The following is a 26363-nucleotide window of genomic DNA, read 5'->3' on the forward strand; positions in this document are numbered from 1 at the left end:
CAGTGGCTGTGGGGTATTTCCGCTTGTAAAACAAGGTACAAATACTATTACCTTGCGGCAACCAAGCAGAGGAGCCGCCAGGGTTTCAGGCAATGCGCCGCGTCGAAGCGACGCCGCTGGCCTGTTTGATGGCGCAAATGCGCTGCACCATGGCCGCCTTCGGCTGCTCGACGAAGCCGTCCTCATAGGCCAGCACATGCCAGCGGCTGTCGCTGTCGGCCGCCAGCAGGGCCAGCAGTTCGCCCGGCTGCAGCAGGAAATCGGGATTGGCAGGCTTGCCAAAGTGCTCATTGCCGGCGGCAAATGTTTCGTAGAGTAATACGCCCTGCGCCGCGATGCTGTCCAGAATCAGCGGAAACAAGGGGCGGTGCAGGTAATTGGTGACCACCACGCCGCTGAAACGATGGGGCCGGAACAGCTGCGCCAGCGCTTCGTTGTCGCCGCTTTCCAGGTCGGCCTGGAGGGTAGCGACGCCGACTGCATTGATCTCGGCCAGCGCGGCCGGATTGCGGTCGACCGCCAGCACGCTCAGGTTCTGGCTCAGGCTGGCCAGCCACAGGGCATGACGGCCGGTGCCGCAAGCCAGGTCCAGCACGGCGCCGGCCGGCAACAGGCGGCCGAAGCGGCTGATCCAGGGCGAGATGGGACTAGATGCGGTGCTGGCCGGGGCGCTCATTGACGATTCCAGATCAGCTATAACCCAGGCCCATGGCTTCGCGCACGTCGCGCATGGTGTCCTGCGCCAGCTTGCGCGCATGGTCGCAGCCGTCCGCCACGATGGCCCGCACCAGCGACGGATCGTCCAGGTATTGCTGGGCGCGCTCGTGCATCGGCTCCTGCTCGCGGATGATGGCGTCGATCACCGGCTGCTTGCATTCAAGACAGCCGATGCCGGCGCTGCGGCAGCCCTTGGCCGCCCACTCGCGGGTGGCGTCGTCGGAATAGACGACGTGGAACTGCCATACCGGACATTTGTCGGGGTCGCCCGGATCGGTGCGGCGCACGCGCGCCGGGTCGGTCGGCATGGTGCGCACCTTCTTGCTGACCACATCCTTTTCTTCACGCAAGGCGATGGCATTGCCATAACTCTTGGACATCTTCTGGCCATCCAGTCCCGGCAGGCGCGAGGACTCGGTCAGCAGCGCCTGCGGTTCCGACAGGATCAGCTTGCGGCTGCCTTCGAGGAAGCCGAACAGGCGTTCGCGGTCGATCATCGACAGGTTCTGGGCGTCGTCCAGCATGGCTTTGGCCTGCTCCAGCGCGTTCTCGCTGCCTTGCTGCTGGAACTGGGTGCGCAACTCGTTGTACAGCTTGGCGCGCTTGCTGCCCAGCTTCTTGACGGCTTCCTGAGCCTTTTCCTCGAAGCCCTTTTCCTTGCCGTACAGATGATTGAAGCGGCGCGCGATTTCGCGCATCATTTCGATATGCGGCACCTGGTCGTCGCCCACCGGCACCTGGCTGGCGCGATAGATCAGGACGTCGGCCGCCTGCAGCAGCGGATAGCCGAGGAAGCCGTAGGTGGCGAGGTCGCGGTCGGCCAGCTTTTCCTGCTGGTCCTTGTAGGTCGGCACCCGCTCCAGCCAGCCCAGCGGCGTCGCCATCGACAGCAGCAGATGCAGTTCGGCGTGTTCCGGCACCTTGGACTGGATGAACAGGGTCGCCTGCGAGGGATCGACGCCGGCCGCCAGCCAGTCGACCACCATGTCCCAGACGCTGGTTTCGATCACGCTCGGATCGTCGTAATGCGTGGTCAACGCATGCCAGTCGGCGACAAAAAACAGGCAAGGCAATTCAGCTTGCAGCCTTACCCAGTTCTTCAGCGCACCGTGGTAGTGGCCAAGATGCAGGGCGCCAGTCGGGCGCATGCCAGAGACAACGCGGTCAGGGTACATAGTTAGTATTAGCGGTCAGAAAAGGGGCGAACTCAGTTTAACAACAACAGCAGCGGCGAGACTATCCATTGCAGCGCGGTCTGGGCAATCGACATCACGGGCGTCATCCAGAAATACAATACTTTCAACAGCACCAGCGCCATGACGATAAAGAAGCCGTAGGGTTCGATCTGGGCAAATTTATAAGCGTACTTGTTCGGCAACAGGCTGGTCAGAATGCGGCCGCCATCCAGCGGCGGGATCGGAAACAGATTGAAAGCGAACATCACCAGATTGGTCAGGATGCCGGCGCGCGCCATCAAGGCAAAGAAATCTTCCTGCACCTTGAACGCCGCCAGTCCGATCAGCACCAGCAGCCAGAACAGCGCCATCACGAAGTTCGCCGCCGGTCCCGCCAGCGCTACCCAGGCCATGTCGCGCTTGGGCTTGCGCAGCTGGCCGAAATTGATCGGCACCGGCTTCGCATAGCCGAACAAGAAGGCGCCGCCGGTCGAAAAATACAGCAGGATCGGGATCAGGATAGTCCCGAACGGATCGATGTGCTTGATCGGATTGAGGCTCATGCGGCCCAGCATGTAGGCGGTGGAGTCGCCGAAATACTTGGCGGCGTAGGCATGCGCGGCTTCGTGCAGCGTGATGGCGAACAACACGGGCAGCGCATACACTGCGACGGTTTGGATAAGATCATTCATGGGCGGGATTCTATCAGAGCAGCGTTGGCATCCGGCGCGGGGACCGTAAAAGATCCGCTACAGGATGGTTTGATCAAGAAGGTTTTCAAAAAGACAATATGGGCGCTGCTAGCGGCGCCCTGGCGCCAGGAATCAGAAACCAAACAAACCGGCGTCGCCGCGTCCCTGGCGTATCAGCTCCGGCTCATCACCGCTGAGGTCGATCACGGTAGTCGGTTCCAGGCTGCAGGCGCCGCCGTCGATCACCAGTTCGATCTGTTTTTCCAGCTGGTCGCGCACCTCTTCCGGATCGGTCAAAGCCTGCTCCGCTCCCGGCAGGATCAGGGTGGTGCCGATCAGCGGCTGGCCCAGCTCCTCCAGCACCGCACTGACGATACTGTGCTGCGGCACGCGCAGGCCGATGGTCTTGCGCGCCGGATGGCTGAGGCGGCGCGGCACTTCCTTGGTGGCTTCCAGGATGAAGGTATAAGCGCCAGGCGTCGCGCTTTTCAGCAGCCGGAACTGGCGGTTGTCGACCTTGGCGTACAGCGAGATCTCGCTCAGGTCGCGGCACAGCATGGTCAGGTGATGCTTGTCGTCGACGCCGCGGATGCGCCGCACGCGGTCGACCGCATCCTTGTTGTCCAGCTGGCAGACCAGCGCATAGCAGCAGTCGGTCGGCAAGGCGACGATGCCGCCGGCCTGGATGATCTGGACTGCCTGCTTGATCAGGCGCAGTTGCGGATTGTCCGGGTGGATCTGGAAAAACTGGCTCATGGCGGTTCAGCTCAAAAAAATGAAAAACGGCGCTAACCCGAAGGCTAGCGCCGCCAATTCAAAAGAAATTACAGTGCAGTGACTTGCGGATTGCGCAAGGCTGCAATGCGTTGTTCGATCGGCGGATGACTGGAAAACAGCGCCATGAAGCCCGGCTTGTCGTTGATGCCCAGGGCCGCCATCGATTCCGGCAAGGTCGCCGGTTCAATGCCGCCCAGGCGCGCCAGCGCCTTTTGCATCGGCAAGGCGCTGCCCAGCAGCTTGGCGGAGCCGGCGTCGGCGCGGAATTCGCGATGGCGCGAGAACCAGGCCACGATCATCGATGCGCCTATGCCCAGCACAATCTGCGACACCAACACAGTCGCCATATAGCCGATGCCAGGACCATCATTATTTCCACGCGACAAGGCGCGGTCGACAGCATAACCGATGATGCGCGACAGGAACACCACAAAGGTGTTGACCACCCCCTGGATCAGGGTCATGGTGACCATGTCGCCATTGGCGATGTGGGCGATTTCATGGCCCAGCACCGCTTCCACTTCTTCCTTGGTCATGCTTTCCAGCAAACCGGTCGATACCGCAACCAGCGCCGAGTTCTTGAAAGCGCCGGTGGCGAACGCATTGGCCTCGCCCTGATACACTGCCACTTCCGGCATGCCGATGCCGGCGCGCTGCGCCAGCTTGCCGACCGTATCCACCAGCCACATTTCGGTCGAATTCGAAGGCGATGTGATCACCCGGGCGCCGGTCGACCATTTCGCCATCTGCTTGCTGATCAGCAGCGAGAAGATCGAGCCGGTGAAGCCGACCACCAGCGAAAACACCATCAGCATCGGCAGGTTGAGGCCGGCGCGAGTCAGGAAACGGTCCACGCCCAGCAATGACAGCACGACGCTCATGACAAGCATCACTGCGATATTGGTGGCCAGGAACAAGAAAATACGTTTCATGTGGAAAACTCCAAAATGGGAAGAAAGTGTCTTTAAAATAAGGCCGCCGACGCAAATTTCAATAGTGCGGCGGCCAATTATGCCAGACAGCCCGCTTCAAAAAACAAAGCAATTAAACAATATTCATGCCCAACGCCAGAGAAACCAGTCGTCCTACTTCATTCTTCCACAAAATCTGCCAGCCGTTCCTGCACGACCGCCTGATGCACCTGCTGCTGCTTGCGGCGATCCTGCTTTCGTTTTTATCGCCCAATCCGCCTGCCAGTTATCCGGGCTGGGTCGACTGGAACACGATCGCCACCCTGGCCGGCATGCTGCTGCTCACCAAGGGCATCGAAACCAGCGGCTACCTCGATCACATAGGCCGTGCGATCATCAACCGCCTCGGCCAGCAGCGCGCGCTGGCCTTGTTCCTGATGACAGCATCCGCCTTGCTATCGACCGTGCTGACCAACGACATCGCCCTGTTCATCGTGGTGCCGCTGACGGTCGGCCTGAGCGGCATCGGCGGCTTGCCGGTCGGCCGCCTGGTGATCTTCGAAGCGCTGGCGGTGAATGCCGGTTCGCTGCTGACGCCGATCGGCAATCCGCAAAACATCCTGCTGTGGCAGCGTTCCCAGCTGTCCTTCGCCAGCTTCAGCTGGCAGATGGCGCCGCTGGCGCTGGCGGTGTTCCTGCTGTTGCTGCTGGCGACCTGGCTGTGCTTTCCCGGCAAGACCATACATGCCGAACTGGAGGATGAGCCCGGCTCCTACCGCGTAGGGCTGTTGCGCACTTGCGCCCTGCTTTACATCGCCTTCCTGGCCAGCGTGGAACTGGGCCATCCTGGCTGGGGCTTGCTCGGCGTGGCGGCAGCAGCCCTGCTGTTTTGCCGCGAGCTGATCGCCAAGGTCGACTGGAGCCTGATCCTGGTCTTCATCCTGATGTTCATCGACATCCGTTTGCTGACGCAACTCGATTTCATCCAGGGCTGGGTGGCCGCCATCCCGCACTTCTCACAGCTGGAACTGTTCCTGTCCGCCCTGCTCGGTTCGCAACTGATCAGCAATGTCCCGGCGACCATCCTGCTGGTCAACTATACCGACGCCTATAAAGTGATTGCCTATGGCGTCAACGCCGGCGGCTTCGGCCTCGCGATCGGCTCGATGGCCAACATCATCGCCCTGCGCATGGCGCCCGAGCGGCATCTGTGGCTGCGCTTCCATCTCTATTCGTTTCCGTTCCTGCTGCTGTCGGCCTTGATCGCCTGGAGCTTGCTGGCTTAGGGACAGCGGATGCCGCGGAAATCACTTTTGCATCACGGATTGAAATAGCGGCGATGCAAGCAAGCCGTCCAGCCAGCCGGCCAGGTTCTTGTGGCGGCTGGCATAAAACCACTCCGTATCGACCGCCACGAATTGGCGTACGAATGGGAGAATCGCCATGTCGGCCAGGCTCCTCTTGTCCCCATTCAGGAAACCATGGGCGGCAACGCGCTCATCCAGCTGCGCCAGGATGGCTTCTCCCTGCGCACGATAATGGGCAGCCGGATGTTCCGGGAAGCGTTCCGGATATTTGTAGCGATCCAGGAAGCCCTTGAACGCAGCGTCATTCTGCGCGATCAGCTCCTGCGCCTGCCACGCGGCTTCAGGATCGCTACCTAGCCATTGCTCCGGGTCGTTCTGCGCCAATGCCCAGTGCATGATGTCGAGGCTTTGCTCAAGCACCGCACCGTCCGCCAATGCCAGCACCGGCACCGTACCCTTGGGCGACAGCTCCAGCATGGCTTGCGGCTTGCTCCTCAGGCTGACCTCATGCATCTCGACCTCGACGCCGCTGACCTTGACGGCAAGACGGGCGCGGATGGCATAGGGACAGCGGCGGAAAGTGAACAAAATCGGCTTCAAGTCTGGCTACCTGCAAAAATTCAGTGGCAATAAAATAACACAGATGCCTTCTCGCCGTGATAACGATCCGGCAGCACGGACAGGCCCGGAATTCTGCTATTCTTGCCACAAAGAAACTATTGGAGACCTTATGCATTGTTCATCGCCGCGCCTCGTCATGCAGCAAACTGTCCATCCATGACGCGCCGCCTGGCATCGGTCGACGCCTTGCGCGGCTGCACCGTGGCGGCGATGCTGCTGGTGAATGACCCGGGCGACTGGGGCCATGTCTACGCGCCGCTGGAACATTCGGCCTGGCACGGCTGCACGCCGACCGACCTGGTGTTTCCGTTTTTCCTGTTCCTGGTCGGCCTCTCTACTGCCCTCGGCATCGAACCCCGCGCGGCGCAAGACGGCCAGCGGGCGGCATTGACGCGGGCAGCGCTGCTGCGGGCCTTGCGCATCGTGGCGCTGGGCCTGGCGATCAACGTCCTGGCCTGGCTGATCATGCCGGGCGTGCACCTGCGCGCACCCGGCGTGCTGCAGCGGATCGGCTTGTGCTTTGCCGCCACCGCGCTGTTTGCAATCCATACCCGGCCGCGCACACAATGGGCCGCGATCGTCGCCATCCTGCTGGGCTACTGGGGCTTGCTGGCGCTGGGCGGCTCGCTAGCGCCGTGGGTCAACCTCGCCAGCCGCAGCGACAGCGCCATCTTCGGTCCGCTGGTATATCAGATCGACCCGCTCAGCGGCCGCGGCCATGACCCGGAAGGCTTGCTCGCCACCCTGCCGTCGCTGGCCACTTGCCTGCTCGGCCTGTGCGCCGGCCGCTGGCTGCGCGATGACAAGCTCAAAGCGCTGTTCATCGGCGCCGTCGTCGCCATCGCGCTGGGCGCGGTATGGTCGCTGGCGCTGCCGCTCAACAAGAATCTGTGGACCTCGTCATTCGTGCTGTGGTGCGCCGGCTGGGCTGCGCTGGCGACGCTGCTGTTCCACTGGCTGATCGATCGGCGCGGCTGGCCGGCTGTGGGGCGCCGTTTCGGCGTCAATGCCATTGCCGCTTACGCGGGTTCCGAACTGATGCAGATCCTGCTGCCCGGCCTGGGCTGGCAGGAAGCGCTCTACCAGCACGGGTTCGCCGGCTGGATCACTCCGCTGGCCGGACCGCACATTGCATCGCTGGCGTTTGCCGTGGCTTTCGTCGCCCTCTGGTGGCTGATTGTCTATGTCATGGACCAGCGGCGCTGCTATCTCAAGCTGTAGCGCTGGCGGTCAGCGGAAGAACAACAGCCGGGTGAGGAAAGTGTAGTCGGCCTCGGTCGCCATCAGCCCCACCAGCACCAGCAGGCAGAGCGGCGGCAGCAGGATGGCGAACACCAGCGCCAGCCGTTCCCAGGCCATGTGCATGAAGAAGGCGACGATCAGGCCGGCCTTCATCAGCATCAGGGCAATGATCAGGGTCCAGCGCAGGTAGCCGTGGAAATTGAAATAGTCGACCAGGTAAGACAGCGTGCTGAGCACGAACAGCAGCCCCCAGATCTTCAGGTAGAGGCTGATCGGATGTTGTTGTCCTGTGGCGGAAGTCATGAGCGCACCTACCAGAGATAGAACAAGGCAAAAATGAAAACCCAGACCAGGTCGACGAAGTGCCAGTACAAGCCGGCGATTTCAACGATCTGGTAGTTGCCACCCGTGCTGCCGGGGCCGCCGGGACCGTCATAACGGCCTTTCAGCAAACGCACCGCGACCGTGATCAGGTAGATCACGCCGGCGCTCACGTGCAGGCCGTGGAAGCCGGTGATCATGAAAAAGGTTGAGCCGAACTGCGGCGCGCCCATCGGATTGCCCCAGGGCCGCACGCCTTCCTGCAAAATCAGCTTGCTCCATTCGAACACTTGCATGCTGACGAAACAGACGCCAAAGGCGGCAGTGACAAACATCAGCAGCGCTGCCTTCACGCGCTCGCGGCGATAGGCGAAGTTGACCGCCATCGCCATGGTGCCGCTGCTGCTGATGAGGACGAAGGTCATGATGGCGATCAGCAGCAAAGGCACTTCGGCGCCGCCGATCTTCAGGCTGAACACCAGGCTCGGATTGGGCCAGGGAATAGTGCTCGCAATCCGCACCGTCATGTAGCCAGTCAGGAAACAACTGAAGATGAAGGTGTCGGACAGCAGGAAGATCCACATCATCGCCTTGCCCCAGGAGACCTGGAACGCGCGCTGGTCCGACGACCAGTCCGCCACCAGCTGGCGCCAGCGGCCGGATGGTTCAGCCGTGCTTGCCGGCGAAGTTGCGATGCTCATAAGTCCCCCTTCAACGGGTGCCGCACACCATGCGTACGAAGTCCGGCGTCAGCCAGCCCAGTGCAGCAAACAGCAGTAGCCAGACCGCCAGCAAGAAGTGCCAGTAACGCGCGCACAGGCGGATGCGCCATGCCAGGCGGCGCTGCTCCTGGCGCCAGGAGCCGGCGGCCGCCATGCCCCAGCCGACCAGGCCGCCGGCCACATGCAGGGCGTGCATGGCGGTCAGCAAATAGAAGAAACTGCCGGCCGGATTGCCGCTGGCCGTCACGTGGATCGCCTGCAGCGCCTGCCAGCCCCACAGCTGGGCAGCGAGGAAGGTGATGCTGCAGGCACCCGCCAGCAACAGCAGGCTGCGGGCGCGCTCTATCTGGTGGCTGCCGGCGGCCGAGACTGCCAGCTGCAGCAGCACGCTGGCAAACACCAGTATCGCGCTGCTCAGCCAGAGCTGCCACGGCATCGCCAGCGGCGACCAGTCGGCAGCGTCCATGCGCATGATGTAGGCGGCGATGAACAGCAGGAACAAGGCGCTGGCGACCGCCATGAACAGCCACAGGGCGACGCTGATGGCGGCGTAGCGGCGTTCCAGCGGATTGTCCGCGGCGGGCTTGCCGTAGCCGCCGCCGGCACTTTTCAAGATGGCGGCCTGATTCATGCGAGCGCCTCCTTATCGCGCGGCAGGCGCGACTCGGCGTCGCCAGGCACCGGCGGCGCGTTCTGGGCGATGAAGTCCTCTTTCGCTCCCGGCACGCTATAGGTGTAGGCACCGCGATACACCACCGGCAGATGCGGCCCCCAGTTGCCATGGCCCGGCGGCGTCTCCGGCGTCTGCCATTCCAGCGATGCAGCGCGCCATGGATTGGGGCCGGCGCGCTTGCCATGAAAAACGCTCCACACCATATTGAAAATGAAGGTCAGCTGCACCGTCGCCACGAACAGGGCGATCACGGTAATGAAAGCATTCATGGTCTGCGCCGAGTCCGGAATGAATTTATAGCCTTCGAAAGCGTAGTAGCGGCGCGGCATGCCGAGAATGCCGAGATAATGCATGGGGAAAAAGATCGCGTAGGTGCCGAGGAAGGTCACCCAGAAGTGCAGCTTGCCCAGCCCGTCGTGCAGCATGCGGCCGGTGATCTTGGGATACCAGTGATAGATGGCGCCGAAAATCACCAGCAGCGGCGACACCCCCATCACCATATGGAAATGCGCCACCACGAAATAGGTATTGGAGAGCGGAATATCGACGCTGACATTGCCGAGGAACAGGCCGGTCAGGCCGCCGATCAGGAAAGTGCTGACGAAGGCCAGCGCGAACAGCATCGGTATCGACAGATGGATGTCGCCGTTCCACAGCGTCAGCACCCAGTTGTAAACCTTGATGGCGGTAGGTACGGCGATGATCAGGGTGGTGGTGGCAAAGAAGAAGCCGAAGTACGGATTCATGCCGCTGACGAACATGTGGTGCGCCCACACCACCACGCTCAGCACGCCGATCGCCAGGATCGCCCACACCATGGTGCGGTAGCCGAAGATGCTCTTGCGCGCATGCACGCTGATCAGGTCGGAGACGATGCCGAACGCCGGCAAGGCCACGATGTACACCTCGGGATGGCCGAAAAACCAGAACAGGTGCTGGAACAGCAAGGGGCTGCCGCCCTTGTAATTGCTGACCTGCCCCATCGAAACCAGCGCCGGCATGAAGAAGCTGGTGCCCAGTGTGCGGTCCAGCAGCATCATGACGCCGCTTACGAACAGCGCCGGAAACGCCAGCAAGGCCAGGATGGTCGCGACAAAAATGCCCCATACCGTCAGCGGCATGCGCAGCAGGGTCATGCCCTCGGTGCGCGCCTGCAGCACCGTGGTGACATAATTCAGGCCGCCCATGGTGGCGGCGACGATGAAGATCAGCAGCGATACCAGCATCAGGATGATGCCCCACTCATAACCCGGCGTGCCCGGCAGGATGGCCTGCGGCGGGTACAGCGTCCAGCCGGCGCCGGTCGGTCCGCCCGGCACGAAGAAACTGGCCATCAGCACGATCACCGACACCAGGTAGACCCAGAAACTCAACATGTTCAGATAAGGGAACACCATGTCGCGCGCGCCTACCATCAGCGGAATCAGGTAATTGCCGAAGCCGCCCAGGAACAAGGCAGTCAGCAGGTAGATCACCATGATCATGCCGTGCATGGTCATGAACTGATAATAGTGCGGTGCATCGATGAAGGCGAACTTGCCGGGAAAACCCAGCTGCAGCCGCATCAGGTTCGACAGCCCGACCCCCACCAGCCCGGCCAGGATGGCGACGCTGGCGTACTGGATCGCAATCACCTTGTGATCCTGGCTCCAGACGTATTTGCGGAAGAAACCCTGTGGCAAATGGTCGTGGTGCGCGCTATCGTCGGTGTAGGCCATGGCTTTCCTTGATGTGCTGTTGACGTTTATTGTTGCGCCTGCTGTTTCGGTGCGGCTGCAGGCGCCGCCCCTATCGACTTGATGTAAGCCACCAGCGCCGCCAGCTCGGCGTCGCTCATTTCGATCTTCGGCATCATCGGCGCAAAGCCTTTCACCACGCGTGCCTGCGGATCGCGGATGAAGGCTTTCAGGTAAGCCTCGTCCACCAGCGCGGTGGCGCCGTTTTCCATGGTCTCTGTTTTTCCATACAAGCCTTTCCAGGTCGGGCCGACGCGCGGCGTGCCGTCCACTGTATGGCAGGCTACGCAAGCCTTGGATTCGGACAGCGCCTTGCCCTGCAGCGCCAGCACGTCGCCGGCGGCAGCCACGGCGGCACCGGCGGCAACATCCACGATTGCCGCTGGCGGCGGCGCCATGCTCTGGGCAAAGGTCGGCTGCGCCTTCAGCCACTTCTGGTAGCTGGCGGCGTCTTCCACCACTACATAGCCGCGCATGCCGGCGTGGCCGACGCCGCACAGCTGCGCGCACAAGACCTCATAGCGGCCGATCTTGTTCGGCGTGAACCAGAATGAAGTGATCATGCCGGGCACCATGTTCATGCGGGCGCGGAACGGCGGTGCGTAAAAATCGTGCAGCACATCGAGCGAGCGCAGCAGCATGCGCACCGGCTGGTCGACCTGCAGGTGCAGCTCGTTGTTGTTGATCAGGATATTGTCCTGGCCGGCCGGATCGGCCGGATCCAGTCCGAAGGGATTGGCGGCGCTGATCAGCGCCACGCTGGAGCGACCAAGCTTGCCGCTGGGACCGGGATAGCGAAAGCGCCATTGCCACTGCTGGCCGATCACTTCGACATCGCGCGCGTTCGCCGGTACGGTGACGTAGGCGGCATACACGAACAGCCCCGGCGCCAGCAGGCCCATGATGGCGACGCTGGTGGCGATGATCAGCCAGCGCTCCAGCTTGTGGTTCTCCGGCTTGTAGGCAGCCTGCCGCCCTTCGCGGTGGCGAAAGCGCAGCAGGATATACACGATGAACAGGTTGATGACGACGAAGAAGATGCCGGTGATGATCAGGGTGATGGTCAGCGTATCGTCCATTTGCCGCCAGTTGGAGGCCAGCGGGGTGGCCCACCAGGGGCTGAAGAAATGAAACAGCACCGAAGCGACAACGATCAGGATGAGTGCGACTGCCATGGCCATAGCTATCCTCTTTCCTGCGGAACGCGCCGCGGAAGTGATGCGAATGCAATGAAGTACTCTCTGAATGCTTACAACGATAGCCGCGAGCACGCTTCGTGCTCAGCCCCCCTGCCGTCTTGATGCGTATGAGTACGCGAACGGATCAGGGCTGTTCTCCTGATCCGTCGGCACTCACGGCAAATGATGGTTAAGCAGACAACCCAGCGCACACCGCTATTGTCCCAAAGGCCGCTCCAGCTTCCAGTAAATGATCGCGGCCGACATGCCGAATATCAGGTGGGCGGCGAGCGTTGCCCAGCCGCGCATATCGGCAAACCACGAGAAGAAGCGGACCATGCCGTAAAAATTGAACAGATAGACAACCAGGCCGAACACGGCGCCGGTCAGCAATATCATGCCGATGCTGGAGTCAAAGTGGAAAGGCGCGATGATGGCCGCCAGGATCAGGGCCAGCACAATTCCGAGCACATAATGGGTGGCCAGCGCCACGGCGACGATGCCGACGCTGAAGGTGGTTGATTGCAGCGTATCCTGCCCCATCACGATGGCGGCAATCATGTGCGAAGTCGCCCAGGGGCTGGTGTCGGTGAAGATGGAAGACCAGAGCAGTTCCAGCACCATCACGACCGCACCGGCGGCAAAACCGGAGACTGCCGCTGCCGGCCAGTCCGGCAAGCGATGCTCCATGTGATGCGAATGCATGTGAAGTTCCATGATGACCTCCTGAAAGCGATAGCAAGCGGCTACGCCGTGGCAACAGCCGCGACGGCGCCAGACCGGCGCAGAAACATCACACACACGCCGCGCAGGACTCTCTTTCAGGGTAGTACAGAATCATGGACATGCAAAGGCAGTAACTATGCTGCGACGCAGCAGCCATGCCGCCTGGCGGCCGCGGGGTTTACCAGTTATGCCAGACCGGGGTAACGCTATCAGGCAGGGGCGGCAAGGCGCCGAGGTCGATGCGCGATTCCGCCGGGCTGTGGAAATCGGAACCGCGCGAGGCCAGGAAACCATAGCGCGTGGCAAGCTTGGCGTAATAGTCATACTGATCCGGCGTGTGGCTGCCGGTCATGACTTCGATCGCGGCGCCTCCCAGTTGCTTGAATTCGCTGAAGAAGGCGTCGAACGCCAGGTCGCTCAGCTGGTAACGCCCCGGATGGGCCACCACGGCGACGCCGCCGGCGCCGCGTATCCACTGCACTGCTTGCGCCAGCGAGGCCCAGCGGTGCGGCACATAACCGGGATGGCCTTCAGTGAGGAAATTGCGGAATACTTCGCTGGTGTCGGCGCAACGGCCGATCTCCACCAGGTAGCGGGCGAAATGGGTGCGCGAAATCAGGTCGGGATTGCCGACATGCTTCAAGGCGCCTTCGAAGGCGTCGGGAATCCCCACCGTCGCCAGCTGCGCCGCCATTTCATGCGCGCGCCGCTCACGGCCGCCGCGGGTCGTCGCCAGGCCCTGCACCAGTTGCGGGTCGGTTTCGTCGATTTGCAAGCCGACGATGTGTATGGTGTGATTGGCCCAGGTAATCGAAATTTCGACGCCGGCGACATACGGCAGATCGAGTGCCGCCGCTGCCGCCCGCGCTTCGGCGATGCCGTTGATTTCATCGTGATCGGTCAGCGCCCACAGGTCGACGCCGTTTTCCTTGGCGCGCGCCGCCACCGCCATCGGCGTCAGCGTACCGTCGGAAACATTGGAGTGGCAATGAAGATCAGCATTCAACATCATTAGTCCTACAGGGGATTACCAGGGAAAGCCAGTCAGCCGCCGGGCTGCGGCCTGATGTAGAGATTGTACGCCTCTTGGCCGCTCTATGCTGCAAACGCACATTTCCCCGCGCCGCAGCCGTCCTCAGGCCGCGCCCTGCTCCAGCAGGAAATCCTCGATCAGCTGCGCCAGCGCCTGCGGCTGGTCATGATGCAGCATGTGGCCGGCCTCGGCGATGAACGCCATCCTGGCATGCGGCAGGCAGGCGATGCGGCGGTCGACCTCCGCGCGCATGGTTTCCTGGCCGCCCATCCATTGCCACATATTGGTTTCCGCAGCCTCGACGCACAGCACCGGCGCCGTCGTGCTGCGCCAGCAGGCCAGCATTTCCTCGACCCGCGGCAAGACCGGATTGATGATCTTGTGCGCTGGATCGGCCAGGATCTCCCAGCGTCCCATGTCATTCTGGCGCGCCCAGTGCTGCGCCAGGAAGGCGGCCCGGCTGTCGCTCAAGCGCGGATTGGTTTTCTGCAGGCGCGCCGCCACCGCCGCCGCATCCGGATAGCTTTGCAAGGCCGCCGCTTCAATCAGCTGATCCAGCCATTTGGCGTAGCGCACGGGCGCCTGGTCCGCTGCCAGGTGCGCGCCGCCGAACCCTTCCAGGTTGATCAGCGCCTTGATCCGCTGCGGCCGCGTGCCGGCATACAGGCCGACCGCATAGCCGCCCATGCTGTGGCCGAGCAGGTTGACCGCTGCATCGCCGGCATAGTGCTGCAGGATGGCGTCGAGGTCGGCCAGGTAATCGGGGAACCAGTAGCTGTCCACCGGCGGCCCTTCGGTCAGGCCGAAACCGCGCCAGTCGGGCGCGATCACATGCCAGTCGCGCTGCAGGCAATCGACCACGAACTGGAACGAGGCGGAGACATCCATCCAGCCATGCATCATGAAAATTTTCGGAGCGCCGGCGCGGCCCCAGTGGCGGATGTGATAGCGCAGGCCGCGCAAAGGAAGGAATTCGGAACGGGATAGTTTCATCGGCATGGAAATTGTATGGGTTGCGTGCCTGGATGGCTGTTATGCCAGGAACTGGCCAAGATCAAAATTGGATTTCAGTTCGCCGCCGGCAAACTCTTCCTGCAGCCAGTGCTCGGCGCGCGTACGTCCGGCATCGCGCAAGGCATGGATGAAGGAGGCTTTGGTGTTGAGCTTGCTGGCCACGCTCAGCTGGCTCATCAAGGCATCGGAATCGATCACGTGTATCTGCAGCTCCATCAGACGCTCGTGCATTTTGCCGCGCGCCTCGGGATCGGCCTGGGTTTCGCGTTTTGCCAGCGCCAGCCCGCCCAGCTCGGTAAAAAAGGTCGAGCTGAAACTGATCTCGCTCAGGCGCTGGCCGATCTCGTCGGTGCTGGTGGGCGTCAGCGGCCGCCGGAACGGATGCAGCAGCACCGCCAGCACGTCCGGCGAGTTACACAAATGCAGCAAAGGGAAAATCGGCGGGTTGGCAGTGAGGCCGCCATCCCAATAGGCTTCGCCGTCGATCTCGACCGCATGGTGCATCGACGGCAGGCAGGCCGACGCCAGCAAGGCGTCTTGCGTCAGGTCCTCGTTGCGGAAGATGCGCAGGCGGCCGGTGCTGACCTGGGTGGCGGCGATGAACAGCTTGATCTTGCCTTCCGTCCGCAGCCTGTCGAAATCGACCTGCTTGCCGAGGATGTCGCGCAACGGGTTCAGATCGAAGGGATTGAGCTGGTAAGGCGAGAACATGCGGGTCACGGAAAACATATGCTTGAGCAATGCCGACGAGGTCGCCTGCGAAGCAATGCCCGCTTCGCTCAAGGCATCCGGCCGCATGAAGCTGTACAGGTCGCGGGTGCTGACGCTGTCCCAGAAGTCCGCCAGCGCCTGGCGCGCACCGTCACGCCCGCCGGTCGCCAGGCCGTAGCTCATCACCACCGCATTCATGGCGCCGGCGCTGGCGCCGCTGATGCCTTCGATATCGATGCGCGGCTCTTCCAGCAAGCGGTCCAGCGCACCCCAGGTAAATGCGCCGTGTGAACCGCCGCCCTGCAGGGCCAGCGTGATTATCTTGTTTTGCATGAATAGTTCCTGAAGATGGTTATCGGTCGCTTGTCGTCCTGAGCTGCATTTCGGACGCCTGGAGCACAATCGTTTGCACTGCCTGCCTATACCCTCCCACATATTCCACTAATTTACCAATCTTTCGCATCGCGCGTTTTCTTACATTCAGTTTCGTGCAGGCTTGGGCAGTTTGCTGTCTTAGGTGGCGGCGAAGCATTGTGCACCACAAGGGCACGCAATTTGCTTTTCAGCATTCAGGATCGGTCTCGCGCAAGCGTTCCGTCCACCGCCGCACCGCTTTCTTTCACCGGCGAACCAAAGTGGCGCGGCAACGCGCCGCGATCGGGCAACAGAATTTTTTTGGATTTTCGTGCAGCTGAAATCATCTGGTGGAGAAAAATCATGAATGCAAAAACCGGCGCCCCAGCCCTGAAGCAGACCCTGGGCACCATACAGCTGTGGGGCATCGCGGTCGGCCTGGTGATATCGGGCGAATATTTCGGCTGGAGCTACGGCTGGGCCTCGGCCGGGACGTTGGGATTTACCGTGACGGCGCTGTTCATCGCCGCCATGTACACCGCCTTCATCTTCAGCTTCACCGAACTGACCACCTCGATCCCGCATGCCGGCGGTCCCTTCGCCTACAGCAAGAAAGCCTTCGGACCGCTGGGCGGCTATATTGCCGGCGCCGCCACCCTGATCGAGTTCGTGTTTGCGCCGCCGGCGATTGCGCTGGCGATCGGCGCCTATCTGAATGTCCAGTTTCCCGCGCTCGATCCGAAAACCGCTGCCGTCGGCGCCTACCTGGTGTTCATGACGCTGAATATCGTCGGCGTGCAGATCGCCGCCATGTTTGAACTGTGCGTGACCCTGCTGGCGATTTTCGAGCTGCTGGTGTTCATGGGCGTGGTCTCGCCCGGCTTTTCGATTGCGCATTTCGTCAAGGGCGGCTGGTCCGGCCAGGACCATTTCAGCCTGGCCGCGATTCCCGGCATGTTTGCCGCCATCCCCTTCGCCATCTGGTTTTTCCTGGCGATCGAAGGCGTGGCGATGGCCGCCGAGGAAGCCAAGGACCCGCAGCGCTCGATCCCGATCGCCTATATCACCGGCATCATCACGCTGGTGCTGCTGGCGATCGGCGTCATGGTGTTTGCCGGCGGCGCCGGCGACTGGACCAAGCTGTCCAACATCAACGATCCGCTGCCGCAAGCCATGAAGCTGATTGTCGGCGAGCACAGCAGCTGGCTGCACATGCTGGTGTGGCTGGGGCTGTTCGGCCTGATCGCATCCTTCCACGGCATCATCCTCGGCTATTCGCGGCAGATTTTCGCGCTGGCGCGGGACGGCTACCTGCCCGGCTACTTCGCCAAGATCCATCCACGCTTCCACACGCCGCACCGGGCCATCCTGGCCGGCGGCGCGATCGGCATCGCTGCCATCTACAGCGACCAGCTGATCACCCTCGGCGGCCAGACCCTGACCGCCAACATCGTCACCATGTCGGTCTTCGGCGCCATCACCATGTACATCATCAGCATGCTCAGCCTGTTCCGCCTGCGCCGCAGCGCGCCCGACATGCTGCGGCCGTTCCGCGCGCCGCTGTATCCGTGGTTTCCAGCGTTCGCGCTGGCCGGCGCCTGCGTCTGCATGGCCACCATGATCTACTACAACCTGCTGATCTTCGGCATCTTCGCGGCCTTCCTGGCTTGCGGCTATGTGGTTTTCCTGATGACCAAGAATAGTCGTACACTTGAGCCGAGTGCAGTGGCGTGAGCCAATCCGACAACTTGCATGGAGGACCGCATCAGTGAGCAGCAAGCATCCGTTCAGCCACATGGTCGGCGCCAGGAGCTACATCTTCCGCGACCTCAAGGATCTGATGGCCAAAGCCACGCCGCCACGCTCCGGCGACTACCTGGCGGGCCTGGCCGCCGCCAGCGCGGAAGAACGGGTGGCAGCGCAGATGACCCTGGCCGCCCTGCCCCTCAGCACCTTCCTCAGCAATTTGCTGATTCCCTATGAGCAGGACGAAATCAGCCGCCTGATCGTCGACGACCACGATGCCGCCGCCTTTGCCCGCATCTCGCATCTGACAGTGGGAGACTTCCGCAACTGGCTGCTGAGCGATGCCGTCGATGAACACGTGCTGACTGCCGTGGCGCCCGGCATCACGCCGGAAATGGCAGCCGCCGTGGCCAAGATCATGCGGGTGCAGGACTTGATCCTGGCGGCAAAAAAATGCCGGGTGGTGACCCGCTTCCGCAATACCATCGGCTTGGCTGGCAGCCTGTCGACCCGCCTGCAGCCGAACCATCCGACCGACGACGCCAGCGGCATCGCCGCCAGCATCCTCGACGGCCTGCTGTACGGCAGCGGCGATGCGGTGATCGGCATCAATCCGGCCAGCGACAACGTGCCGCAGGTGATCAAGATCGTCGGCATGCTCAACGACATCATCGAGCGCTACCAGATTCCGACCCAGTCCTGCGTGCTGACCCATGTCACCAACACCATAGAAGCGATCAACCGCGGCGCGCCGGTGGACCTGGTCTTCCAGTCGATTGCCGGCACCGAGGCCGCCAACCTCAGCTTCGGCCTCGACCTGGCGCTGCTGGCGGAGGCCCGCGCCGCGGCCTTGTCGCTGCAGCGCGGCACGGTCGGCGACAATGTCATGTATTTCGAAACCGGCCAGGGCAGCGCGCTATCGGCCAACGCCCACCACGGCATCGACCAACAGACCTGCGAAGCGCGCGCCTATGCCGTGGCGCGCAAGTTCCAGCCGTTGCTGGTCAATTCGGTGGTCGGCTTCATCGGCCCCGAATACCTCTACGACGGCAAGCAGATCATCCGCGCCGGCCTGGAGGATCATTTCTGCGCCAAGCTGCTGGGCCTGCCGATGGGCTGCGATGTCTGCTACACCAACCACGCCGAAGCCGACCAGAACGACATGGACGTGCTGCTGACCCTGCTGGGCACTGCCGGTTGCACCTTCGTCATGGGGATTCCCGGCTCGGACGACATCATGCTGAATTACCAGACCACGTCTTTCCACGACGCCCTGTATGTGCGGCGCCTGCTGGGATCGAAGCCGGCGCCGGAATTCGACGCCTGGCTGAAGCACATGCAGATTTTCGGCGAAGGCGAGCAGGTCAGGCTGGGTACAGCCTTGCCGTCGATATTCAAACAAGCGCTGCTGCGCTTATCCTGAGGACGCCAGCATGAGCAAACCGGATGCCACCGTAGTCAACAATCCCTGGCAGGCATTGCGCAAATTCACCGCGGCCCGCATTGCGCTCGGCCGCAGCGGCGTCAGCCTGCCGACCTCGGCCCAGCTGGAGTTCCAGCTGGCGCACGCGCAGGCGCGCGATGCGGTGCATCTGGCGCTGGACGCCAAGGCGCTGAGCAGCCGTTTGTGCGACTCCTTCGCCGGCGGCACGCACTGCGTCACGCTGTCGAGTGCGGCCGGAAACCGCGACACCTATCTGCAGCGCCCGGACCTCGGGCGGCGACTGGACGCCGCCTCGCGCACCATACTGCAGGAACTGCAGCAAAGCCATCAACCGGCGGCCGGCTACGATCTCGCCATCGTAATTGCCGACGGCCTGTCGGCGCTGGCCATCGAACAGAATGCCCAACCTTTCCTGGAAGCCTTGATGCGCAAGCTGGCGCCGGAAAACTGGACGCTGGCGCCGATCGCCATCGTGCGCCAGGGGCGAGTCGCGGTGGGCGATGAAGTCGGCGAACTATTCAACGCCAAAGTGGTGGTGATCCTGATCGGCGAGCGCCCGGGCCTGAGTTCGCCCGACAGCATGGGGCTATACCTGACCTGGGCGCCGCGTATCGGCCTGACCGACGAAAGCCGCAACTGCATTTCCAATGTGCGTCCCGCCGGCCTGTCGTATGACGAAGCGGCATTCAAGCTGCATTATCTGTTGACGCAAGCACGCCAGCGGCAATTCTCCGGCGTCAAGCTGAAGGATGAAACCGGAGCCGCCGGCGGACTGCCGGCGCCAGCCACGCGCAATTTTCTGCTGGAAGAACGCTAAGGGGGATCAATCCGGGTTCGGCGCCAGGCTGCCCGGATTCACCAGGCGCTCGTTGCGCTCCCGGCCAGCGATCAGCGCCGGCCCGATGCTGATCGTGCAAAACCCGGCCGCCGTAGCGTCGCTCACGTTGCGTTAATTAATCAAAAAACACATTTAGCCCGCATTCTTTGTTACGGGGATTGCTCCATCGATCAAACAATATTTAACAAAATAATAACATTCTGAGATCTAAAAGATTTGTAAAGGAAGGCAATGGGCGTTTTGACAAGATGTTGTTTTTTACGCGTTTTTACAATTCCTCGCTATAGCCGCAACAAAACTCCTCATCTATAATTGGCGCGCTAATTAACCTTAAATAAGAATCGATTACACAATCACTCTCATTTAGATGCAATGCCATCAGCCAGCCAAACGGGATCATTCGCCGTATTAGCCAGCCAAAAATTCCGCTCGCCGCACAAGCCGGCCAGCCAAATCTTTTGCTAACTATAAAAATGAACCGCCTCAACCCGATTGCCGCTGCCCTGGTCGCAGTGTTCGCCGCCCCCCTGTCCTCATACGCGCAACAAGCCGCAAGCCCCAAAACAGATGCCAGCCCTGCAGTACTGCAGGAAGTCGTGGTCGAAGGCAGCCGCGGCGATTTCAACGCCAACGGCACTTCCCTCACCAAACTGCCGGCCGACCTGCATGACGTGCCGCAATCGGTGGTGGTGGTGAACAAGGCGCTGATGCAGTCGCAAGGCGCGAGTTCGCTGGCCGATGCCCTGCGCAACGTTGCCGGCATCACGCTGGGCGGCGCGGAAGGCGGCCAGATCGGCAACAACATCAACCTGAACGGCTTTTCGGCCCGCACCGACATTTATCTGGACGGCTTCCGCGACCGCGGCCAGTATTACCGCGACACCTTCGCCATCGATGAAGTCGAGGTGCTGATGGGGCCGTCGTCGATGCTGTTCGGCCGCGGCTCCACCGGCGGCGTGATCAACCAGGTGACCAAGAAGGCCAACCTGCATGCATCGGCCGAAGTATCGGCCTCTGCCACCACCAACGGCCTGGTGCGCACCACCGCCGATTACAACCATCCCTTGTCTGACACTTCGGCTTTCCGCCTGTCGGCGATGGCGCAAAGCGGCAAGGCCACCACGCGCGACCAGACCGACGTCCAGGACTTCGGCCTGGCCGGCTCGTATGTGTTCGGCATCGGCACCCCGACCGAAATCACCTTGTCGGCCCTGATCCAGCACAATCATGACATGCCTGACTATGGCCTGCCGCCGCTCAACGGCCATCCAGCGCCGGTCGGCCGCGATACCGCCTACGGCCTCGATAGCGACCGCACCAACCAGGACGTGGTGTCGCTCAACAGCACGATCCGCCACAAGATCACCCCTGACATCGTGCTGCGCAACCAGACGCAGTTCAACTATGTGCACACCAATGCGGTAGAAACCGCACCGAACACCATCGGCACGGTGTCCGCCGCCGGCTTCACGCTGCTGCCGACTTCGGCCGTCAGCGCGCTGCCTTTGAGCAGCCTGTACGTGCGCGGCCAAAGCCATGACCGCGACATCCGCGACTATTCGATTTTCAACCAGACCGAACTGTCGGCCAAACTCAGCACCGGCAGCGTCAAGCATGAGCTGCTGGCGGGCTTTGAAGTCGGCCATGACGGCTATGACAACCAGGGTTACTACCGCAACGGCAGCTGCAACGGCGTGGCCTTGAATGCACCGTCCACGGTAGCCGGCTATAACGACTGCGTGCCGCTGGTCAATCCGAGCTACAGCACTGCCGGCAGCAATGTCGTCAGCCAGGCCGGCAACCGCGCCGGCGGCTCCGCCAATACGGTCGCGGCCTACCTCAACGACACCGCGACGCTCACCGATCAATTCAAGCTGGTCGGCGGCCTGCGCTTCGACCGCTACATCGCCAGCATCACCAACTCGCTCAACTCGCAGACAGCACCGGCAGCGGCCAAGAACACCACCCTGCCTTCGGCCCAGCAAACCGTCAACTTCACCAGCGTGCGCCTGGGCAGCATCTGGCAGCCAAGCGCGGCGCAGTCCTACTACCTGTCTTACGGCACTTCGTTCAATCCATCGCTGGAACAGCTGACCGGCACCACCGGCCAGCAGAACCTCGATCCGGAAAAGAACCGTTCCTACGAACTGGGCGGCAAGTGGGACATGCTTAACGACAAGCTGTCGCTCAACGCCGCCATCTTCCAGATCAAGAAGGAAAATGCGCGCAGCCAGGTCAGCACCGGCGTCTATGTACTGGACGGCACGGTCAGGGTCAACGGCGCGCGCGCCGGCGCCGTCGGCCACCTCAGCAAGGACTGGCAGGTCGCGCTCGGCTACACCTACCTGGACGCCAAGGTGATCCAGTCGTCCGGCCTCGACGGCACGCTGGGCAAGATCCCGGTCAACACGCCGAAGAATACGCTGACCAGCTGGACCACCTACAAGGTTGCGCCGCACTGGGAAGTCGGCGGCGGCGCCAGCTACATGTCGGCGCGCTTCGCCAACCCGACCAACACGGTGCAGGCCGGCGGCTATACGCGCTGGGATGCAACGGTGGCGTATACGCAACCGAAATACGATATCCGCCTGAATCTGTTCAACCTGACCAACAAGATGTATTACGATGCCTTGATCCAGTCAGATGGCGGCCGTTCCGTGCCAGGCACCGGCCGTACCGCCATGCTGTCGCTCAACTATCGTATGTAATCAGAGAAACGCCCATGCTGATCGCCATTCCCAAGGTACTCGATGCTCACCAGCTGGAAGCAGTACGCCAGCTGCTCGACCATGCCGGCGCGGCATGGGTGGATGGCCGCGTCACCGCCGGCTACCAGGGAGCGGCGGTCAAGTTCAACCAGCAGATCGATGAGCGCTCGGAAGTGGCGCAGCAATGCCAGCAGATCATCCTGGCGGCATTGGAGCGCCACCCGCGCTTCATCAGCGCGGCGCTCCCGAATACCGTCTATCCGCCGATGTTCAACCGCTACGGCGAGGGCATGACCTTCGGCGCCCATGTCGACGGCAGCGTGCGCATCGATCCGCATAGCGGCCGCAAGCTGCGCACCGATATTTCTGCCACGCTGTTCCTGTCCGATCCCGAGTCCTACGATGGCGGCGAGCTGCAGATCAACGACACTTACGGCAGCCACGCCGTCAAGCTGCAGGCCGGCGACATGGTGCTGTATCCCGCCACCAGCCTGCATCAGGTCACGCCGATCACGCGTGGCCTGCGCACTGCCTGCTTCTTCTGGGTGCAAAGCCTGGTGCGCGACGACGGCCAGCGCAGCATGCTGTTCGAGATGGACAACGCCATCCAGACACTCAACCAGACCAATGCCGACGAAAACGCGCGGCGCAGCCTGATCGGCTGCTATCACAACCTGATGCGGCAATGGAGCGAGACCTGAAGCAGGTTTCCGCCCGCCCGCTCCTCCCTCAAGCTGATGCTTGTCAGGCGCAAGTGTTACACTGATTTGCCAGCCATGCATTACGGGTCCGCGGACCTCTCCCCTGCATGGCGGCATCGTTGAAACAACGTTTCCGGGATATTGACGATTCGTAGCGAATGCACGTACCCAGGAAGAGTTGCAGCGATGTTGTCAGAATCCCCCGAGCGTCTCGACCAGGCGCTGCTGCGCCGCATGGCCGATAGCCTGACCGCGCATGGCTGGTCGCAGCAAAACATTTTCCTGCCGGCTGACCTGACCCTGGCTCTGGCCGCGGAATGCCGTGCGCTGGAGCTGGTCGGCGCCTTGAATCTTGCTGCCGTCGGCCGCGGCGCGGCGCAAGCCGTGCGCAGCGATATCCGCGGCGACCGGATTCTCTGGCTCAAGGCCGGACAATCGGCGGCATGCGACCGCTATCTGCTGATCATGGAAACCCTGCGCGTGATGCTGAACCGCACCCTGTTTCTGGGACTGGACGAGTACGAAAGCCACTTCGCCTTTTACGCCCCGGGCGCCTCCTACCATCCGCATCTGGACCGTTTCCGCGACGACGACAGCCGCACCGTCTCGGTGGTGATCTACCTGAACCACGACTGGCTGCCGGAACAAGGCGGCGCACTGCGCCTGCATCCGGCCGGACAAGACAGCGAAGACATTGCGCCGCTGGGCAGCCGGCTGGTGCTGTTCCTGTCCGCCGACATGTTGCACGAAGTGCTGCCTGCGACCCGCGATCGCATGTCCCTGGCCGGATGGTTCCGCCGGCGGCCGGCCTGACGACTATTCGCTCAGGCGCTTGAACGCTCGCTGAAACGAATCCGGTTACCGAAAGGATCGGCGATCTCCATGTCGCGACCCCAAGGCGTAACTTCGACGCCCGGCTTGGCATAAGTGTAGTTCTTGGCCAGCAGCTCGCGCTGCAAGGCATCGATATCCTGCACCGGCACAAACATGGCCGAGCCCGGCGTCGCATCGCCGTGATGTTCGCTCAGGTGTATCGTCAGGTCGCCGCGCTTGATCTCGGCGTACAGCGGGAAATTTTCCTCGAAACGGTGTTCCCACTCCAGGGTGAAGCCGAGAAAATCCAGATAAAACTCTTTGGCCTTGGATTCCGAAAATATGCGGAAGATGGGGATGGGATGCGCTAGATGCATGAATGGTTTCTCCTGATAGCAACGAGCGTCATGGATGGTAGGGTGGGCACCTGTGCCCACGCGGAACATCGGTCAATCGAGGAGTGCGCTCAGCGTGGGCAGAAAATCTGCCCACCCTCCGACTGAAAATACGCGGATGATGGGAATGGTGTGCGCTAGTTCCATGAATGGTTTTCTCCTGATCGCAACGAGCGTCAAAGTCTAAGAGTCGGCAGTGCTGGCGGCCAGGCTCCGTTACGGCCATATAAACCAGCTTGTTATGATTTAAGAAACAGCAATTTAGCACACCCCCGCCGCTCCCGCGGAGATGTCTATGTGTCGTACGGTCGCCTATACTGGTTAGACGACCTGCGCGATGCTTTCCCAACCCGGCTTGCGCCTACTTCGGCAAATCCCGCCAGGTCGTCCTCGACAAGGAAGGAGGCACAAAATGCCCTTGAATTTCGCCTGGTTCGGACTGGTGGCGCTGATCTTCGTCGCGCTCATCCTGCTGAATGCATCGATTTACATCTTCCGCGAATATGAGCGCGGCGTAGTCTTCACCCTGGGACGTTTTTCCGGCGTGCGCGGCCCGGGGCTGGTGCTGCTGATTCCTGCGATCCAGCAGCTGGTCAGGGTCGATCTGCGCACCGTGGTGCTGGAAGTGCCGACGCAGGATGTCATCTCGCGCGACAACGTTTCCGTCAGGGTCAACGCGGTGGTGTATTTCAAGGTGGTCGATCCGCGCAAGGCCATCGTCGAAGTCGCCAATTTTTTCAACGCCACCAGCCAGCTGTCGCAGACCATGCTGCGCTCGGTGCTGGGCAAACACCAGCTGGACGACATGCTGGCGGAACGGGAAAGGCTGAACCTCGATATCCAGCAAGCGCTCGACGCCCAGACCGACTCCTGGGGCATCAAGGTTTCCAACGTCGAAATCAAGCAGGTCGACCTGACCGAATCGATGATACGCGCCATCGCCCGCCAGGCCGAAGCGGAACGCGAGCGGCGCGCCAAGGTGATCCATGCCGAAGGCGAGCTGCAAGCCTCGGAAAAACTCTACCAGGCCGCCCACGTGCTGGCGCAGGAGCCGCAGGCCATCCTGCTGCGCTATCTGGAAACGCTGACCGTGATCGGCGCCGACAAGAACACCACGGTAGTGTTTCCGCTGCCGATGGACTTGCTGTCTTCGTTCCTGGGCGATAAGAAGAAAGCGTCCTGAAACACGGGTTGGCGCTGCGGCTGGCGGATGGCGGCAAGCAATCGGGGGGGCCGCGCAACGGATTGCGCGGCCTGCCATATAATTACCCGATTGCAACCAACGCATCCGGCCATCCATCCATGAATCCGATCACCCTGAGCACACTCGCCGCCTTTCCGCTGCAACTGGAGCAGCATTACGCCGCCATCCCGCACCTTTACGCAAACTGGAAACCGGCCTCCTGGGAAGGCGTGCCGAGCGAACCGTTCAGCGCCATCGAGCAGATCTGCCATGTGCGCGATATCGAGATCGACGGCTATCATCTGCGCTTCCAGCGTACCCTCGACGAGCACAACCCGCTGCTGCCATCCATCGACAGCGACATCCTTGCCAGCCAGCGCAATTACGCCAGCGCCAACCCGGCCGAAGTCTTCACCTCGTTCCGCGCCGCCCGCGCCAAAACGATCTCCCTCATCGCTGGCCTGGCGCCGGAACAATTCGATCGCAAAGCAGAATTCGAAGGCTACGGCGCCCTGACGCTGCGCAGCCTGGTGCACTATCTGTGCAGCCACGACCAGCAGCATCTGGCGGGCCTGCAGTGGCTGCTGGGGAAGATGGAAGCGGAACCGCGCTAGTCGTAGCGCAG

The 26363-nt window shown here is 62.0% G+C and carries 27 protein-coding genes; 10 read left to right on the forward strand and 17 right to left on the reverse strand.

What is annotated here, in order from left to right; all coding sequences use genetic code 11:
- Window positions 1–85: 85 nt before the first annotated feature.
- The 5 genes from VNZ65_RS24330 to htpX all read right to left on the reverse strand — a co-directional run bounded on the left by VNZ65_RS24330 (window position 86) and on the right by htpX (window position 4293).
- Entirely contained in the window at window positions 86–676 is a 591-nt protein-coding gene (locus VNZ65_RS24330) for a class I SAM-dependent methyltransferase (protein ID WP_325673697.1), read from the reverse strand.
- A 13-nt stretch (window positions 677–689) separates the two neighbouring features.
- On the reverse strand, window positions 690–1892 hold the full coding sequence (locus tag VNZ65_RS24335) for a tryptophan--tRNA ligase (protein WP_061939804.1): 1203 nt from the start codon (window positions 1890–1892) through the stop codon (window positions 690–692).
- A gap of 32 nt (window positions 1893–1924) precedes the next feature.
- Entirely contained in the window at window positions 1925–2584 is a 660-nt protein-coding gene (locus VNZ65_RS24340; RefSeq protein ID WP_168230096.1) for a site-2 protease family protein, read from the reverse strand.
- 132 nt (window positions 2585–2716) lie between these two features.
- Complete coding sequence (locus VNZ65_RS24345) at window positions 2717–3340, reverse strand: L-threonylcarbamoyladenylate synthase (protein WP_325673702.1); 624 nt, start codon at window positions 3338–3340, stop codon at window positions 2717–2719.
- Window positions 3341–3408: 68 nt separating this feature from the next.
- The gene (htpX, locus tag VNZ65_RS24350) at window positions 3409–4293 is read right to left on the reverse strand and encodes a protease HtpX (RefSeq protein WP_325673704.1); all 885 of its coding nucleotides are present in this window, start codon (window positions 4291–4293) and stop codon (window positions 3409–3411) included.
- Window positions 4294–4418: 125 nt separating this feature from the next.
- Between htpX and VNZ65_RS24355 the strand changes: the two genes are divergently transcribed.
- On the forward strand, window positions 4419–5558 hold the full coding sequence (locus tag VNZ65_RS24355; RefSeq protein ID WP_325673706.1) for an SLC13 family permease: 1140 nt from the start codon (window positions 4419–4421) through the stop codon (window positions 5556–5558).
- Window positions 5559–5579: 21 nt separating this feature from the next.
- On the opposite strand, the gene VNZ65_RS24360 is transcribed toward VNZ65_RS24355, so the two are convergent.
- A complete protein-coding gene (locus VNZ65_RS24360; RefSeq protein WP_325673708.1) occupies window positions 5580–6179 on the reverse strand; it encodes a glutathione S-transferase in 600 nt (199 codons plus the stop codon).
- A 177-nt stretch (window positions 6180–6356) separates the two neighbouring features.
- Between VNZ65_RS24360 and VNZ65_RS24365 the strand changes: the two genes are divergently transcribed.
- Window positions 6357–7421 carry an acyltransferase family protein gene (locus VNZ65_RS24365; RefSeq protein ID WP_325673711.1) on the forward strand — a complete coding sequence of 355 codons (1065 nt, stop codon included), beginning with the start codon at window positions 6357–6359 and terminating at the stop codon, window positions 7419–7421.
- Between the two features lie 9 nt (window positions 7422–7430).
- On the opposite strand, the gene VNZ65_RS24370 is transcribed toward VNZ65_RS24365, so the two are convergent.
- From VNZ65_RS24370 to VNZ65_RS24415, 10 genes are all read right to left on the reverse strand, one after another.
- On the reverse strand, window positions 7431–7745 hold the full coding sequence (locus VNZ65_RS24370) for a cytochrome C oxidase subunit IV family protein (protein WP_325673712.1): 315 nt from the start codon (window positions 7743–7745) through the stop codon (window positions 7431–7433).
- Window positions 7746–7753: 8 nt separating this feature from the next.
- Window positions 7754–8464, reverse strand: coding sequence for a heme-copper oxidase subunit III family protein (locus tag VNZ65_RS24375; protein ID WP_325673714.1), 711 nt, complete (start codon window positions 8462–8464; stop codon window positions 7754–7756).
- A gap of 10 nt (window positions 8465–8474) precedes the next feature.
- A complete protein-coding gene (locus VNZ65_RS24380; protein ID WP_325673716.1) occupies window positions 8475–9116 on the reverse strand; it encodes a bb3-type cytochrome oxidase subunit III in 642 nt (213 codons plus the stop codon).
- Window positions 9113–10876: a cytochrome c oxidase subunit I gene (locus VNZ65_RS24385; protein ID WP_325673718.1), complete on the reverse strand. Its 1764-nt coding sequence runs from the start codon at window positions 10874–10876 to the stop codon at window positions 9113–9115. The genes VNZ65_RS24380 and VNZ65_RS24385 overlap by 4 nt, the downstream gene beginning before the upstream one ends.
- 26 nt (window positions 10877–10902) lie before the next feature.
- On the reverse strand, window positions 10903–12075 hold the full coding sequence (locus tag VNZ65_RS24390) for a cytochrome c oxidase subunit II (RefSeq protein WP_325673720.1): 1173 nt from the start codon (window positions 12073–12075) through the stop codon (window positions 10903–10905).
- A 213-nt stretch (window positions 12076–12288) separates the two neighbouring features.
- A complete protein-coding gene (locus VNZ65_RS24395) occupies window positions 12289–12789 on the reverse strand; it encodes a hypothetical protein (RefSeq protein WP_325673723.1) in 501 nt (166 codons plus the stop codon).
- A 187-nt stretch (window positions 12790–12976) separates the two neighbouring features.
- Window positions 12977–13807, reverse strand: coding sequence for a 3',5'-nucleoside bisphosphate phosphatase (locus tag VNZ65_RS24400; protein WP_325673807.1), 831 nt, complete (start codon window positions 13805–13807; stop codon window positions 12977–12979).
- Window positions 13808–13933: 126 nt separating this feature from the next.
- Entirely contained in the window at window positions 13934–14830 is an 897-nt protein-coding gene (locus VNZ65_RS24405) for an alpha/beta fold hydrolase (RefSeq protein WP_414649213.1), read from the reverse strand.
- 33 nt (window positions 14831–14863) lie between these two features.
- The gene (locus VNZ65_RS24410; RefSeq protein ID WP_325673725.1) at window positions 14864–15889 is read right to left on the reverse strand and encodes a patatin-like phospholipase family protein; all 1026 of its coding nucleotides are present in this window, start codon (window positions 15887–15889) and stop codon (window positions 14864–14866) included.
- A 236-nt stretch (window positions 15890–16125) separates the two neighbouring features.
- Entirely contained in the window at window positions 16126–16275 is a 150-nt protein-coding gene (locus VNZ65_RS24415; protein WP_325673727.1) for a hypothetical protein, read from the reverse strand.
- On the opposite strand from VNZ65_RS24415, the gene eat reads away from it, so the two are divergent.
- The 6 genes from eat (at window position 16274) to VNZ65_RS24445 (ending at window position 24160) form a co-directional block, all read left to right on the forward strand.
- Entirely contained in the window at window positions 16274–17644 is a 1371-nt protein-coding gene (gene eat, locus VNZ65_RS24420; RefSeq protein ID WP_325673729.1) for an ethanolamine permease, read from the forward strand. The genes VNZ65_RS24415 and eat overlap by 2 nt on opposite strands.
- Window positions 17645–17705: 61 nt before the next feature.
- Window positions 17706–19079, forward strand: a complete 1374-nt coding sequence (locus VNZ65_RS24425; protein WP_325673811.1) for an ethanolamine ammonia-lyase subunit EutB — start codon at window positions 17706–17708, stop codon at window positions 19077–19079.
- 10 nt (window positions 19080–19089) lie between these two features.
- Window positions 19090–19917: an ethanolamine ammonia-lyase subunit EutC gene (gene eutC / locus VNZ65_RS24430; protein ID WP_325673732.1), complete on the forward strand. Its 828-nt coding sequence runs from the start codon at window positions 19090–19092 to the stop codon at window positions 19915–19917.
- 494 nt (window positions 19918–20411) lie between these two features.
- On the forward strand, window positions 20412–22646 hold the full coding sequence (locus VNZ65_RS24435) for a TonB-dependent siderophore receptor (protein WP_325673734.1): 2235 nt from the start codon (window positions 20412–20414) through the stop codon (window positions 22644–22646).
- Window positions 22647–22660: 14 nt separating this feature from the next.
- The gene (locus VNZ65_RS24440) at window positions 22661–23347 is read left to right on the forward strand and encodes a Fe2+-dependent dioxygenase (protein WP_325673736.1); all 687 of its coding nucleotides are present in this window, start codon (window positions 22661–22663) and stop codon (window positions 23345–23347) included.
- Window positions 23348–23533: 186 nt separating this feature from the next.
- Window positions 23534–24160 carry a 2OG-Fe(II) oxygenase gene (locus VNZ65_RS24445; RefSeq protein ID WP_325673738.1) on the forward strand — a complete coding sequence of 209 codons (627 nt, stop codon included), beginning with the start codon at window positions 23534–23536 and terminating at the stop codon, window positions 24158–24160.
- 11 nt (window positions 24161–24171) lie between these two features.
- Here VNZ65_RS24445 and VNZ65_RS24450 read toward each other — a convergent pair whose 3' ends face one another.
- On the reverse strand, window positions 24172–24537 hold the full coding sequence (locus tag VNZ65_RS24450) for a glyoxalase superfamily protein (RefSeq protein WP_325673740.1): 366 nt from the start codon (window positions 24535–24537) through the stop codon (window positions 24172–24174).
- Window positions 24538–24967: 430 nt separating this feature from the next.
- Between VNZ65_RS24450 and VNZ65_RS24455 the strand changes: the two genes are divergently transcribed.
- Window positions 24968–25738, forward strand: a complete 771-nt coding sequence (locus VNZ65_RS24455) for a slipin family protein (RefSeq protein ID WP_325673742.1) — start codon at window positions 24968–24970, stop codon at window positions 25736–25738.
- Between the two features lie 119 nt (window positions 25739–25857).
- Window positions 25858–26352, forward strand: coding sequence for a DinB family protein (locus tag VNZ65_RS24460; RefSeq protein ID WP_325673744.1), 495 nt, complete (start codon window positions 25858–25860; stop codon window positions 26350–26352).
- The last annotated feature ends 11 nt before the right edge of the window (window positions 26353–26363 follow it).

The organism is Collimonas sp., from assembly GCF_035566555.1.
In the GTDB taxonomy this organism is placed as follows: domain Bacteria; phylum Pseudomonadota; class Gammaproteobacteria; order Burkholderiales; family Burkholderiaceae_D; genus Collimonas.

Excerpts from the sequence above, each read along its gene's own strand:
- VNZ65_RS24330 (WP_325673697.1), bottom strand. The coding sequence starts at position 676 with ATGAGCGCCCCGGCCAGCACCGCATCTAGTCCCATCTCGCCCTGGATC.
- VNZ65_RS24335 (WP_061939804.1), bottom strand. The coding sequence starts at position 1,892 with ATGTACCCTGACCGCGTTGTCTCTGGCATGCGCCCGACTGGCGCCCTG.
- VNZ65_RS24340 (WP_168230096.1), bottom strand. The coding sequence starts at position 2,584 with ATGAATGATCTTATCCAAACCGTCGCAGTGTATGCGCTGCCCGTGTTG.
- VNZ65_RS24345 (WP_325673702.1), bottom strand. The coding sequence starts at position 3,340 with ATGAGCCAGTTTTTCCAGATCCACCCGGACAATCCGCAACTGCGCCTG.
- htpX (WP_325673704.1), bottom strand. The coding sequence starts at position 4,293 with ATGAAACGTATTTTCTTGTTCCTGGCCACCAATATCGCAGTGATGCTT.
- VNZ65_RS24355 (WP_325673706.1), top strand. The coding sequence starts at position 4,419 with ATGCCCAACGCCAGAGAAACCAGTCGTCCTACTTCATTCTTCCACAAA.
- VNZ65_RS24365 (WP_325673711.1), top strand. The coding sequence starts at position 6,357 with ATGACGCGCCGCCTGGCATCGGTCGACGCCTTGCGCGGCTGCACCGTG.
- VNZ65_RS24370 (WP_325673712.1), bottom strand. The coding sequence starts at position 7,745 with ATGACTTCCGCCACAGGACAACAACATCCGATCAGCCTCTACCTGAAG.
- VNZ65_RS24375 (WP_325673714.1), bottom strand. The coding sequence starts at position 8,464 with ATGAGCATCGCAACTTCGCCGGCAAGCACGGCTGAACCATCCGGCCGC.
- VNZ65_RS24380 (WP_325673716.1), bottom strand. The coding sequence starts at position 9,116 with ATGAATCAGGCCGCCATCTTGAAAAGTGCCGGCGGCGGCTACGGCAAG.
- VNZ65_RS24385 (WP_325673718.1), bottom strand. The coding sequence starts at position 10,876 with ATGGCCTACACCGACGATAGCGCGCACCACGACCATTTGCCACAGGGT.
- VNZ65_RS24390 (WP_325673720.1), bottom strand. The coding sequence starts at position 12,075 with ATGGCCATGGCAGTCGCACTCATCCTGATCGTTGTCGCTTCGGTGCTG.
- VNZ65_RS24395 (WP_325673723.1), bottom strand. The coding sequence starts at position 12,789 with ATGGAACTTCACATGCATTCGCATCACATGGAGCATCGCTTGCCGGAC.
- VNZ65_RS24400 (WP_325673807.1), bottom strand. The coding sequence starts at position 13,807 with ATGTTGAATGCTGATCTTCATTGCCACTCCAATGTTTCCGACGGTACG.
- VNZ65_RS24405 (WP_414649213.1), bottom strand. The coding sequence starts at position 14,830 with ATGCCGATGAAACTATCCCGTTCCGAATTCCTTCCTTTGCGCGGCCTG.
- VNZ65_RS24410 (WP_325673725.1), bottom strand. The coding sequence starts at position 15,889 with ATGCAAAACAAGATAATCACGCTGGCCCTGCAGGGCGGCGGTTCACAC.
- eat (WP_325673729.1), top strand. The coding sequence starts at position 16,274 with ATGAATGCAAAAACCGGCGCCCCAGCCCTGAAGCAGACCCTGGGCACC.
- VNZ65_RS24415 (WP_325673727.1), bottom strand. The coding sequence starts at position 16,275 with ATGATTTTTCTCCACCAGATGATTTCAGCTGCACGAAAATCCAAAAAA.
- VNZ65_RS24425 (WP_325673811.1), top strand. The coding sequence starts at position 17,706 with ATGGTCGGCGCCAGGAGCTACATCTTCCGCGACCTCAAGGATCTGATG.
- eutC (WP_325673732.1), top strand. The coding sequence starts at position 19,090 with ATGAGCAAACCGGATGCCACCGTAGTCAACAATCCCTGGCAGGCATTG.
- VNZ65_RS24435 (WP_325673734.1), top strand. The coding sequence starts at position 20,412 with ATGAACCGCCTCAACCCGATTGCCGCTGCCCTGGTCGCAGTGTTCGCC.
- VNZ65_RS24440 (WP_325673736.1), top strand. The coding sequence starts at position 22,661 with ATGCTGATCGCCATTCCCAAGGTACTCGATGCTCACCAGCTGGAAGCA.
- VNZ65_RS24445 (WP_325673738.1), top strand. The coding sequence starts at position 23,534 with ATGTTGTCAGAATCCCCCGAGCGTCTCGACCAGGCGCTGCTGCGCCGC.
- VNZ65_RS24450 (WP_325673740.1), bottom strand. The coding sequence starts at position 24,537 with ATGCATCTAGCGCATCCCATCCCCATCTTCCGCATATTTTCGGAATCC.
- VNZ65_RS24455 (WP_325673742.1), top strand. The coding sequence starts at position 24,968 with ATGCCCTTGAATTTCGCCTGGTTCGGACTGGTGGCGCTGATCTTCGTC.
- VNZ65_RS24460 (WP_325673744.1), top strand. The coding sequence starts at position 25,858 with ATGAATCCGATCACCCTGAGCACACTCGCCGCCTTTCCGCTGCAACTG.